This window comes from Thermogemmatispora sp., from assembly GCF_019683635.1.
Taxonomy (GTDB): domain Bacteria; phylum Chloroflexota; class Ktedonobacteria; order Ktedonobacterales; family Ktedonobacteraceae; genus Thermogemmatispora.
Genome location: NZ_JADGIA010000147.1, coordinates 1 through 13452, shown reverse-complemented (window position 1 = coordinate 13452; position 13452 = coordinate 1). Strand labels below are relative to the sequence as shown.

The 13452-nt window shown below is 62.3% G+C and carries 6 protein-coding genes; all 6 read right to left on the bottom strand.

Going from position 1 to position 13452, the window contains the following annotated elements; genetic code table 11:
* Positions 1-99 (bottom strand): GTP-binding protein (locus IRZ31_RS15180; protein WP_297155103.1); only part of this gene is annotated, 99 nt, incomplete at its 3' end.
* Between the two features lie 582 nt (positions 100-681).
* Complete coding sequence (fusA, locus tag IRZ31_RS15175) at positions 682-2757, bottom strand: elongation factor G (RefSeq protein WP_297155101.1); 2076 nt, start codon at positions 2755-2757, stop codon at positions 682-684.
* A 9-nt stretch (positions 2758-2766) separates the two neighbouring features.
* Complete coding sequence (rpsG, locus tag IRZ31_RS15170; protein ID WP_297155102.1) at positions 2767-3216, bottom strand: 30S ribosomal protein S7; 450 nt, start codon at positions 3214-3216, stop codon at positions 2767-2769.
* 1654 nt (positions 3217-4870) lie between these two features.
* Complete coding sequence (gene rpsL / locus IRZ31_RS15165; RefSeq protein WP_052890675.1) at positions 4871-5329, bottom strand: 30S ribosomal protein S12; 459 nt, start codon at positions 5327-5329, stop codon at positions 4871-4873.
* Positions 5330-5411: 82 nt separating this feature from the next.
* Positions 5412-9758, bottom strand: coding sequence for a DNA-directed RNA polymerase subunit beta' (gene rpoC, locus IRZ31_RS15160; RefSeq protein WP_297155099.1), 4347 nt, complete (start codon positions 9756-9758; stop codon positions 5412-5414).
* Between the two features lie 398 nt (positions 9759-10156).
* A partial coding sequence (locus tag IRZ31_RS15155) for a DNA-directed RNA polymerase subunit beta (protein WP_297155097.1) occupies positions 10157-13452 on the bottom strand: 3296 nt, incomplete at its 5' end.

Sequence of the window (13452 nt, the reverse complement as noted above, 5' to 3'; positions counted from 1 at the left end):
CGTGATCGCCGCCGTCAGCGTCGTCTTCCCGTGGTCAATGTGCCCGATCGTGCCCACATTCACATGCGGCTTCGTCCGCTCAAACTTCTGCTTCGCCATTGTTCATCCTCACTTCTTAGTGCTCACATGCTCAGTGCAACAGACATACGATAATGTGCCCAGGGGGTGCACCTTGCAACGGCCTTGTCTCACGATTACCAGCCAAGATAGGGTAGAGCAGCATGCACTCGCCTGGTGCGAGTCAGGCTGCGTGCGGTGCGGGCGCTTTCGGGAAGCGAGCGCCGCACGACGCGACCAGAGATAGAGTTAGCGGTCCGTTCCTTGCCCGAGGAGGGACCGGGCGAGAGCTGGGCCAGCCTTGCAGCAGATGGGTGGGTGCGGTTCTGCAAACCCCATTTGCTGCCTGAACGCAGCGCTCGCTCAGAACGGTGCCCTGGGAGGCCGTCCCCTGGCATCGGCTCCAGGGCTGGTGATTGAGAGCTGGACCGGCACAGCTCTGCTCTTGTGGAGCGGAGCGATCCCGCCCGCCCAGCCACCGGCGTGAGTGAGAGGTGCGGCGCAGACGCGGCTTCTTCTTCTCCCCGACTAGCTGTGCAGGGGAGAGGGCAGGACACCGGACCTCCAGGCACGCCCATCCCACAGCGGGAAAGGAGGCGCTGCCAGCAGCAGCAAGCGATCCTTCTAGCTGGCAGCCGCCTTAGCGATAATGTCGTCCGCGATATTGCGCGGCACTGGTTCGTAGTGGTCAAACTGCATCGAATAGCTGGCGCGTCCACTGGTCAAGGAGCGGAGATCATTGACATAGCCGAACATCTCGGCCAGAGGGACATGGGCCCGCACCACATAGACGGTGCCACGGCTCTCCATGCCCAGGATCACGCCACGGCGACGGTTGAGATCACCAATGATGTCGCCGTAGAACTCCTCGGACGTGGTCACCTCGACCAGCATCACCGGCTCCAGCAAGATGGGGCCGGCCTTGCGCGCCGCCTCTTTGATCGCCAGCGATCCGGCAGTCTTAAAGGCCATCTCACTCGAATCGACCTCGTGATAGGAGCCGTCGAAGAGGGTGACCTTGACATCGATCATCGGGTAGCCAGCGATGATGCCGTTCTCCAGCGTCTCCCGGATACCAACCTCGACCGGCTTGATATATTCCTTGGGGATGACGCCACCGACAATGGCGTTGACAAACTCGAAGCCCTTGCCGGGATTGGGTTCGACACGAATCCAGACATCGCCGTACTGACCACGACCACCGGTCTGGCGAACATAGCGGCCCTGGGCGGTCGCTTCGCGGGTAATGGTCTCGCGATAGGCCACCTGGGGACGCCCGATATTGGCCTCGACCTTAAACTCGCGGAAGAGGCGGTCGACGATCACCTCCAGATGCAGCTCACCCATGCCGCGGATGATCGTCTGGCCGCTTTCAGGGTCGGTGCGCACCTGGAAGGTGGGATCTTCCTCAGCAAGCTTGCTGAGGGCGATCGTCATTTTATCCTGATCGCCGCGCGTCTTCGGCTCGATGGCGATCTCGATCACCGGCTCCGGGAAGGAGATCGATTCGAGGATCACCGGGTGCTGTGGATCACACAGGGTGTCGCCGGTGAAGGTATTACGCAGCCCGACGGCGGCACAAATATCGCCGGCGCGGATTTCGTCGATATCCTCACGATGGTTAGCGTGCATGCGCAGCAGGCGACCGATGCGCTCTGTTTTGCCTTTGGTCGTATTTTCGACCGAAGAGCCTTTCGTCAGAGTGCCGGAATAGACGCGCAGATAGGCCAGGCGACCCACGAAGGGATCGGAGACAATCTTGAAGGCCAGGGCGCTGAACGGGGCATCGTCTGCAACCGTCAACACGACCTGCTCACCAGTATTGGGATTGATGCCGACGGGAGGAGGGATATCGAGAGGGGAAGGAAGATAGGCAACCACCGCATCCAGCAAAGCCTGTACGCCCTTATTGCGCAGGGAAGAGCCACAAAGTACCGGCACCAGAGTGCCGGCGATTGTTGCTTTGCGGAGGGCGGCTCGGATCTCGTCCTTGGTAATTTCCTCGCCCTCAAGGTATTTCAGGGTCAACTCCTCGTCGGTCTCGGCGACGCGCTCAATGAGTGCATCGCGATGACGCTTGGCCTCCTCCTCCAGTTCAGCAGGGATGGGCGTCGGCTCAGGCCGCGTGCCCAGCTCGTCGAGGAAAATGACGGCATGCTGCTCGATAAGATCGATGAAGCCCTTAAAGTCGCTCTCCGCACCGATCGGTAGCTGGATCGGAAGAGGATTGGCCCCCAGACGGTCACGGATCATCTGGACGGTGCGCCAGAAATCAGCTCCGACGCGATCCATCTTGTTGACAAAGCAGATACGCGGGACGTTGTACTTGTTGGCCTGGCGCCAGACGGTCTCAGACTGGGGTTCGACACCGGCGACGGCGTCGAAGATGACAATGCCCCCATCGAGGACACGCAGCGAGCGTTCGACCTCGGCAGTAAAGTCGACGTGACCGGGCGTATCGATGATGTTGATGCGATGGTCGAGCCAGAAGCAGGTGGTAGCTGCCGCGGTGATAGTGATACCACGCTCCTGCTCCTGCACCATCCAGTCCATCGTCGCAGCCCCTTCGTGCACCTCACCCATGCGGTGAATCTTCTTAGTGTAGAAGAGGATGCGCTCGGTCGTCGTCGTTTTTCCCGCGTCAATATGGGCGATGATACCGATATTCCGCGTTCTTTCGAGTGAGTATTCTCTAGACATGATTAAGTATTACCAGCGATAATGGATGAAAGCCTTGTTGGACTCTGCCATCCTGTGGGTTTCCTCCCGTTTCTTGATGGTCGCACCCTGTCCGGAGGCAGCGTCCATGATCTCGCTCGCAAGCTTCTCCACCATGCTCTTGCCGGTACGAGCGCGAGCAGAGCGGATGAGCCAGCGCATGGCGAGGGAGAGGCCGCGCTCTTTGCGGACATCGACGGGCACCTGGTAGGTTGAGCCACCGACACGGCGGGGCTTGACCTCGACCGTTGGCGTGGCGTTCTTGATGGCCTGCTCGAAGACCTCCAGCGCCGGGCGCTTCTGCCGCTGCTCGATTAAGGCGAAAGCCTGATAGAGAATGCGCTCGGCCAGGCTCTTCTTGCCATCGACCATCAGCTTGCCGATGAAGCTCGCGACGTTGCGGCTCTGGTACTTGGGGTCCACGACTTCGAGCCGACGCACTCCACGCCGATACTCGTACTTCTTGGTTTCCTTGCTATGCTTGTCCGACTCTGACCGACGGCTAACACGTTTGCGTCTTGGCAAGGTCTCTTTTCCTCCCTTTCGCTTCGCGGTCAACACACATGCTCGCCGCCGCTCCTGCTGCCGGCCTGGGCCGACAAGCGTGGCCGCAGTCCGCTTACGCGCGCAGACGAGCATCTACGCTACGCTACGTACGTACGTATGATACCTGCCTTGTGCAAAGCACCAGAAAAGGCGCCGCTTCGATTGTAGCTGACACCTGTGCTTAACATTACCAGTCCTCCTGCCTCCACGCTCCCCTACCGCACCCGCCAGGCTCAGCGGGCAGGAGGACGAACGCCGGGCCGCCTGGCGGGCCTGCCGCCCCGGGGGCAGGGCACCCACCCATCGCGTTAGAGGAATGCGCTTCTGCTTCTGCTGCTCGTCGATGAGAACGGAAGCTACAATCGGATACAGACGCCTACAGCATCAGCAACGATGGTTACCGCACCAATCACGGGCCGCCCCGCCTCACGCGCTCATGACTGAAGCCACACTGTAATCGAGTGAACGCTGGCGCAGGTCCAGCGGCGGCGGCCTCGTTTCAGCAGTTGGCGGACTGGCGCGGGTCCCTTCCCACATGTTCGGGCAGGGCAGCGGATCTGCTGCCGCGAACGTCGCTGTCTTCCTTGCTGGCCGCTCTTCCTTGCTCCTCCCTCACTCCAACCACTACGAGCAGTCCGTCAGACCTCACTACTTCTCTTGCCTGTTTGGTTGCTTCCTTTTCTCAGCCAGCGCTCTTGCTGATACGGTGAGCACTTTCTTCCTTGCTCGCTACCTCAGCTGGCCAGAGGCGAGCGCAAGGCGGGCTGGCCAGCCCGGTCCTGCTGGGGGAGCCTCCATCACCTTTCCCTTCCAGCAGAGACAGTGACAGACAGACCTGCAGTCGCCTCGCCGGCTCGGGTAGCTGAGCTGGCGTACGCTGTGGCGGCCTCCGCGGCCCCACTCGCCAGAACAGCGGCCAGCAAGGTAACAGGCTGTCTTGCGCAGCTCCAGCCTGGCCACTGGAGCGGTCTGCCTCTTCGTGCGCTTGCGCGTCTTTGTGCAGGTATTTTGCTATTTAGCGCTCTGGCCCAGCCTCCATCTGCCGACCCGCCCGGGGTTAGGCACTAGCAGCTCTTCTTGACAACCTTCACTTCACCGCAGGCTGCAGCGAGGATTGGTTTTGCTTGTTTGCTGGCTTGAGCTTGAGATATGAGGCCAGGGGTGGTAGCCAGCCAGTCAAGCCAGTCAGTCAGACGATGGCGACTACGGCACTGCCGTCTTAGCCCTGACCCGCTTACCCTGCGGCGACGATAGCGCGCGGCGCGGGCAAGCGAACAGACAAACAGACGAGCGTCTCTTTCCACGTGACACGCCAGAGCGAGCGCATTCTTTCGTTGTTGCCTGCCTGGCAGAGGGACAGACGTGGAGGACACCCGACACTCATCGAGCGTGAAGAACGCCGATGAGTGCGTGATCGAACGTGATGCACGACCTGTAAACCGACCTACCTGAACGCTCTCAGGCGGTATCGGGCAGGGAAGCGGGGAATGTGGCGGGTCGGATGGCTATGCTTTTTGCATGCTTCTGCGCTTCAGCAGCCGCCCACGCGCTACTTCTTACCACCCCTGGCGGCTGAAGTGGCCGCCGCCTGCCCAGGCTTGGGCCGTTTGGCTCCGTACTTTGAGCGACCGCGACGACGCTTAGCGACCCCATCGCTATCGAGCGTACCGCGGATGATATGGTAGCGCACACTGGGTAGATCCTTAACGCGCCCACCGCGGATCAACACCACCGAGTGCTCCTGGAGGTTATGGCCCTCGCCAGGGATATAGGCCGTGACCTCCATCAAGTTACTCAAGCGCACGCGCGCGATCTTGCGCATGGCCGAGTTCGGCTTCTTGGGGGTCATCGTACGGATCTGTGTGCACACGCCGCGCTTCTGCGGCGCGCCCTGCATGCGCATGACACGGTTCTTCAGCGCGTTGTAGGAATACAACAGCGCCGGAGCCTTCGAGCGTCTGACCTTTTTGGAACGGCCCTTTCGGACCAGCTGATTGATCGTTGGCAACGAGCAATCCTCCCCTAACTGTCCTCTAAAGGGGCGCGCTGGTGCGCGCCCCTTCTCAATCTATGCGCGGTTGTATATGGTATCACTCATCACTCAGGCTGTCAAGAGCCACGCCGGGGGTACCGCTATTGTGGCCGTTGCTGCCAGAGTTTCCACCCAGGCCCGCACCCACGCCGGCCACGCTGGGTGCGCCTGTCAGGCGCTGCTGCGCCTGTTGCTGGCGCGCCAGCTGTTCACGGCGCCGCTGCAAGAAGCCGGAGCCAGCCGGAATGAGCTTGCCGATGATGACGTTCTCCTTGAGGCCCACCAGGTGGTCGGTCTGGCCCTGAATGGCCGCCTCGGTCAGCACGCGCGTGGTTTCCTGGAACGAGGCCGCTGCCAGGAAGCTGTCGGTGTTGAGCGAAGCCTTAGTGACGCCCAGCAGCACAGTCTGGGCGCGGGCCGGCTCGCCTCCCTCGGCCAGGACGCGCGCGTTGGTCTCGGCGAAGGCGAAGCGGTCAATCAGGTCGTTGGGCAGCATGTCGGTGTCGCCCGGCTCCTCGACGCGCACGCGGCGCAGCATCTGCCGAATGATGATCTCGATGTGCTTGTCGTTGATGCGCACACCAGTGTTGCGGTAGATGCGCTGCACCTCCTTGACGAGGTACATCTGGACCGCTTCGCGTCCGAGGATGCGCAGGACATCCTGCGGGTCGAGATGGCCGCTGGTGATAGGTGTCCCGGCTTTGATGTACTGCCCCTGGGCGACGGCCAGGCTGCGGGCCGCCGGCACCGGATAGCTGCGCTCATCACGCTCCTCGGAACGGATGGTCAGCACGCCGTTCGGGTTGAAGAGCACTTCACCGCTGGTGCGGGCGCGCACTTCGCGCGGCTCGCTGCCGTTCTGCGGCGGCTCCAGGGCCAGCAGCTGATCCTTCTGGACCTGGTCGTGCTCGTTGACGAGGATTTCAGCCCCGGGCGGCAGGCGGTACTCGTCGAAGATGGTGTTCGTCGAGACGACGCGCACGGTGCGGCTGCCCGTGTTCTCGTCTTTGATGATCTCGACGACGCCATCGATTTCGCTGATCTCCGCCTTATCCTTGGGGACGCGCGCCTCGAACAGCTCTTCGATACGCGGCAGACCCTGGGTGATGTCGCCCTGGGCGCCAGCGATACCGCCGGTGTGGAAGGTACGCATGGTCAGCTGCGTGCCCGGCTCACCGATGGACTGGGCGGCGATGATGCCGACGGCCTGGCCCAGGCGCACGAGGGTGTTCTCCGCCAGGTCGCGGCCATAGCACTTGCGGCAGACGCCGCGGCGGGTCTGGCAGCCCAGCACGGAGCGGACGCGCACCTGCTTGACGCCCGCCGCCACCAGGGCATCGGCGATGTCTTCGGTGATCTCGTCGCCGACTTCGATGAGATGCTCGAAGCCGGGGATCGGCTCCAACAGGATGCGCCCGATGATGCGCTGGCGGATGTCAGGCAGCATCATCTCCTTGCTGTCTTCATCGGTGATGAGGATGCCCTCGGTGGTCTGACAGTCCTCTTCGGTGACAATGACATCCTGGGCGACGTCGATCAGGCGCCGCGTCAGATAGCCCGACTCGGCGGTGCGCAGAGCGGTGTCGGCCAGTCCTTTGCGCGCGCCGTGACTGCTGATAAAGTACTCCAGCACGCTCAGCCCTTCGCGGAAGTTGCCGCGGATGGGCACGTCGATGATCTTACCGGACGGGCTGGCCATCAGGCCACGCATACCTGAGAGCTGGCGGATCTGCTGGAAGCGGGCCTTGGTCGCGCCAGACTTAGCGATGGTGAAGATGGCACCGTAGGGGTCCAGGGTCTGCTCGACCATCTTGGTGATGTTCTCGGTGACTTCGTTCCAGATGTCGATGGTCTGCTGGTATTTCTCGAAGTCGGTGATGAGACCCTCACGGTACTGCTCTTCCAGGGCCGCAATCTTGGCGTCGGCCTTGGCCAGCTCCTCGGCTTTGCCCTCGGGCACCTTGATGTCGCTGACGGCAATGGTGGCGCCAGCCTTGGTGGCATACGAGAAGCCCAGGCGCTTGATTTCGTCAGCCAGCTCGCAGGTCTTGACGCGCCCGTACTCCTTGTAGCACTCGGAGATCAGAGCGCGCAGGTCGTCCTTCCTCATCGGATAGTTCTTGAAGCGCATGCGCTCGGGCAGCGATTCGTTGAAGATGATGCGCCCGACGGTGGTGGTGATCAGCTGGCGCTGCGCATACATGGTCGGCCCCGCCGGCGGTGGCTCATCGAAAATCTGGATGCCATCCATGCGCACCTTGATGAGGGCCTGCAGATCAATGACGCCGTGATGGTAGGCCAGCAGGGCTTCGGTCGGATCGGAGAAGACGCGCCCCTCTCCCTTCTTGCCCGGGCGATCCTGCGTCAGGTAGAAGCAGCCAAGGACCATGTCGCCGGTGGCGCCGATCGACGGCTCGCCGGTGGCTGGCAGCAGCAGGTTGCGCGTGGACATCATGTACTGCCGCGCCTCGTCCTGGGCTTTCTCGGACAGCGGGACATGCACGGCCATCTGGTCGCCATCGAAGTCGGCGTTGAAGGCCGAGCAGACCAGCGGATGGAGCTGGATGGCGCTGCCTTCGACCAGCACAGCCTCGAAGGCTTGCAAGCCCAGACGGTGCAGGGTCGGCGCACGGTTGAGCAGGACGGGATGGTCCTTGATGACTTCCTCCAGGACATCCCAGACCTCGGGCCGGACGCGCTCGACGAAGCGCTTGGCGCTCTTGATGTTGTGGGCATCGCCGCGCTCAACGAGCTTGCGCATGACGAAGGGCTTGAACAGCTCCAGGGCCATGCGCTTGGGCAGGCCACACTGGTGCAGCTTTAGCTCAGGGCCGACGACGATCACGGAGCGACCGGAGTAGTCGACGCGCTTTCCAAGCAGGTTCTGGCGGAATCGACCTTGCTTTCCTTTGAGCATGTCGGAGAGGCTCTTGAGCTTGTGGTTGCCCGAGCCAGCCACCGCTCGCCCACGGCGCCCGTTGTCGATGAGGGCGTCGCACGCCTCCTGCAGCATGCGCTTCTCGTTGCGAATGATGATCTCCGGCGCGCTCAGCTCCAGCAATCTCTTGAGACGGTTGTTGCGGTTGATGACGCGGCGATAGAGATCGTTGAGGTCCGAGGTGGCGAAGCGCCCGCCATCCAACTGGACCATTGGACGCAGCTCTGGCGGCAAGACCGGGAGCACCGTCAGGATCATCCACTCGGGGCGGTTGCCCGACTTGCGGAAAGCCTCAACGACTTTGAGGCGCTTGGTGGCCTTCTTACGCCGCTGGCCCACGGTCGAGCTGATCTCCTGGCGCAGCTCCATTGCCAGTTTGTCAAGATCGATATCGGCGATCAGCTCGCGTACGGCCTCAGCGCCCATGCCGGCGCGGAAGACGTTGCCGAAGGCTTCCTTCAGCTCGCGATAGCGGTTCTCCTGGAGCAGGTCCATCTTCTTGAGGTTGACCAGGTCGCGACGCAGCTGCTCCAGACGATGGCGCCGATCGGTGCGCTGCGACTCCAGCTGCGACTGCAGCAGGTCGATCTGGCCCTGGTAGTCCAGGTTGAGGCGCTCGGCCTCGCGCTCGCTCTCGGCGCGTACGGCCTCCAGGGCATGGCGAGCCTGCTCGGCGATATCGTTGCGGCAGGTCTCAGCCACCTGCTCCAGCAGCTCGATGTGCTTGAGCGTGACGATCTCGCCGCGTGGGACAATGATCTGGCCGGTCGGCTCGTAGACAATGTCGTCCTCCGCCGGCTTGCCGCGCTGGGCGCGCAGCTCAGCCAGGGTCTCGCTCTCGGCCTGGCGGGCCCGCTCTAGATCGCGCTCACGCTCCTCTTGAATCTGGCGGATGCGGGCCGCCAGTCGGGCGCGCTCGTCCTGAATCTCGCTGTCGCGCTGCTCCTTGAGGCTGTCGACGCGCTCGACAACCTCCTCCTCGGTCGTCTGCTGAAGATTGGCCAGTTCGCGATCCAGCTCCATCAGGGCCTTCTGACGCGCCTCTTCGTCGATGTGGGTGACCACGTAGAGCGCGAAGTAGAGGATGCGCTCCAGGTTGCGCGGCGACAGATCGAGCAAGAGGCCGATGCGGCTGGGAATGCCCTTAAAGTACCAGATATGGCTGACCGGCGAAGCCAGCTCGATATGGCCCATGCGTTCGCGGCGCACCTTTGAGCGCGCGACCTCGACGCCACATTTATCGCAGACGATGCCCTTGAAACGGACGCGCTTGTATTTACCACAATAGCACTCCCAGTCCTTGGTGGGGCCGAAGATACGCTCGCAGAAGAGACCGTCCTTCTCTGGTCTGAGAGTGCGGTAGTTGATGGTCTCCGGTTTCGTGACCTCGCCGTAGCTCCAGCTGCGAATCTGCTCGGGACTGGCGAGACTGATGCGAATTGCGTTGAAATCGTTGACTTCGAGCATGCTGCCTCCTGATGGGAAAGGGGAAGGCCCCGGCCATCTCCTCGACGCTCTCTTGTTTGCTCTGCTTCTACCACTCTGGTGCCGGCCTTGCCTTACTGCGGACTGCCCCGCTCCCCCGCTCGCTGTACTGGGCGCTCTCCTCAGTTCATCCCAGCTCATCCGGCCTGGCCTGCTCTCTGGCCTGGGGCCAGTCTGCCCTGTCTGACCTGGATGTGGGCGCTGCTGACAGGCAGAACGGCAGGCAGCCGGCAAGCCAACCATGAACGACGATCAGCAGGGCCGGCTTGCCGACCAGAGAGCAGGCGGACGACGGGCGACGGCACAACCCAAGACGATAGGGGAATCGGGGACGGCGATCGATCGCAGACTGATGGCGCGGGGCGCCTCCGCCGTTTCCCTTACTGATCTCCCTCGAAACCGGACAGATTGATGCCTAGCTCGGGCATGACGTCATTCGAGCTGTCCTCAACGAACTGGATCTTCTGATCGTCCTCGTTGAGAACCTCTACGTTGATCCCCAGGCTCTGCAGTTCTTTGACCAGGACCTTGAAGGACTCGGGCACGCCCGGCTCGATGATGTTTTCGCCTTTGACGATGGCCTCGTAGGTCTTGACACGGCCCACCACGTCATCCGACTTGACGGTGAGGATCTCCTGCAGGATATAGGCCGCGCCGTAGGCTTCGAGCGCCCAGACCTCCATTTCGCCGAAGCGCTGGCCACCAAACTGCGCTTTACCACCCAGCGGTTGCTGCGTGATGAGGCTGTAGGGGCCGGTCGAGCGCGCATGGACCTTGTCTTCGACCAGGTGGGCCAGCTTGAGCATGTAGGTGTAGCCCACGGTGATCGGCTGGTCGAACGGCTCGCCGGTGCGTCCATCGAAGAGCTGGATCTTGCCGCTCTCCGGCAAATTAGCCCGGCGCAGCAGCTCGGTGACATCGGCCTCGCTGGCACCATCGAAGACAGGGGTTGCGATCTTGATGCCCAGCGCCGTGGCGGCCCAGCCCAGATGCGTCTCCAGGATCTGCCCCAGGTTCATGCGGTGCGGTACGCCCAACGGGTTAAGGATAATGTCGACTGGCGTGCCATCGGGCAAGAACGGCATATCTTCGATGGGCAGGACACGCGAGATGACGCCCTTGTTGCCGTGGCGCCCGGCCATCTTGTCACCGGCGCCGATCTTGCGCTTCTGGGCAATGCTGACACGCACCAGCTGATTGACCCCGGGCGGCAGCTCATCGCCGTTCTCGCGCGAGAAGACCTTGACCTCGACCACCTTGCCGCGCTCGCCATGCGGGACGCGCAGCGAGGTATCCTTGGCCTCGCGCGCCTTCTCACCGAAGATGGCGCGCAGTAGCTTCTCCTCAGCGGTCAGCTCGGTCTCGCCCTTGGGTGTAATCTTGCCCACCAGGATATCCTGCGGCCCAACTTCGGCGCCGACGTAGATGATGCCGCGTTCGTCGAGGTTGCGCAGGCCCTCCTCACCAACGTTCGGGATATCACGAGTGATCTCTTCGGGGCCGAGCTTGGTGTCGCGCGCATCCACCTCGTACTTTTCGATATGGATCGAGGTGAAGAGATCCTCGCGCACGATGCGCTCACTGATCAGAATGGCGTCCTCGAAGTTACCACCCTCCCAGCTCATGAAGGCCACCAGAATATTCTGCCCAAGAGCCAGCTCGCCATCCTGGGTCGAGGAGCTGTCAGCGATGACCTGCCCGGCGCGCACGCGGTCACGCTTGCGCACGATAGGCCGCTGGTTGATGCAGGTGCCGGCGTTGGAGCGCATGAACTTGCGCAGGCGATAGGTATGGATCTCGCCCTGGTCGTCCATGATCTCGATGACGCGCGCCGTCGATTTGACAACCTCGCCATCGACCTCACTGACAATCACCTGACCAGAGTCAATAGCCACCTGACGCTCGATGCCGGTGCCACAGACCGGCGCCTGCGGTCGCAGCAAAGGTACCGCCTGACGCTGCATGTTGGCGCCCATCAGCGCGCGGTTGACGTCGTCATGCTCCAGGAAGGGGATCAGCGCGGTCGCGACGCTCACCGCCTGACGCGGCGAGACGTCCATGAAGTCCATGTTGTCCGTGCTGTCCATGATAAACTCGCCCTGGTAGCGAGCCAGCGTGCGCTCTTCGGCGAACTCACCGTTCTCCAACAGCGGCGCGTTCACCTGGGCGATCTTGTAATTCTCCTCGTCGTCGGCGGTCAGATACTGTACCTCATCGGTGACAAAGGCGCGGACATGCACCCAGGCGTCGCCGAGCAGCTTTGACAGTTTCAAGAAGAGGTCTTCATCGACGCGCACGCGCTCGTGCGCCTTGACCAGCACCTGGCCGTCCTCGTCGAGAACATCCTCCCGCTCGTGCCCGACGACGCCGCGGAACTCACGCCCGATCAGGCGCGGGTCATTGGCTCGCAGACGACGGTAGACCTTGCGATAGGGCGTTTCGATGAAGCCGTAGGGATTGACTTGTCCGTACGTGGCCAGGTAGCCAATCAGGCCGATATTGGGACCTTCCGGCGTCTCGATGGGGCAGATACGCCCGTAGTGAGAGCGGTGGACGTCGCGCACGTCCAGACCGGCGCGCTCGCGCGAGAGACCGCCAGGACCGAGGGCCGAGAGGCGGCGCTTGTGGCCAATCTCCGCCAGAGCATTGGTCTGCTCCATAAACTGCGAGAGCTGGCTGCCACTGAAGAACTCGCGCATGGCCGCCACCACCGGGCGAATGTTGATCAGGGCGTTGGGCGTGGCCTGGCCCGGCTCCTGGATGCTCATGCGCTCCTTGACCACGCGCTCCATGCGCAGCAGGCCAACGCGGAACTGCGACTGAATCAGCTCGCCCACACAGCGCACGCGACGGTTGCCCAGATGATCGATGTCATCCTTGCGCCCGTGACCGTTGTTCAGGCGGATCAGACGGCGGATAATATGGACGAGATCGTCCAGCGTCAAGACGCGGATATGCTGCGGCACCGCCAGCTCCAGCTTGCGGTTGAGCTTGTAGCGGCCCACATTGCCCAGGTCATAGCGCCGCGGGTTGAAGAAGAGGTTGCGCACCAGCGAGCGCGCATTATCAAGGGTGGCGGGATCGCCAGGGCGCAGCTTCTTGTAGAGTTCGAGCAGGGCCTCCTCCTCGCGCTTGACCGGATCACGATCCAGCGTCGTCTGGATGTAGCGCACGTTGGGATCGTCGTCAGCCTCGCTGAAGGCTTGAATCATGCCCTGATCCGTCGTCAGATCGACGTCTTCGGTGTGCCACTGCTCGCGGGCAATGCTGGCGACAGCGCGCAGCAGGGTAGTGACAGGCAACTTGCGCTTGCGATCAATCTTGACGGAGAGGAGATTCTTATTGCTTGTTTCAAACTCCAGCCAAGCGCCGCGGTTCGGGATCAACTTGGCGGCGAAGAGCCTGCGCCCGGTGCTGGCATCCTCTTCGGCGGTAAAGTAGACCCCCGGCGAGCGCACAAGCTGGCTGACCACGACGCGCTCGACGCCGTTGATAATAAAGGTGCCCTGCTTGGTCATCAGGGGGAAGTCCCCCATGAAGATATCTTTCTCGATGACCTCGCCCGTCTCCTTATTGATCAGGCGCGCCTTGACCGTCAGCGGGGCGGCATAGGTGGCATCGCGGTCGCGACACTCATCCTCGCTGTACTTGGGCTGTATCTTATAAACATCTGACG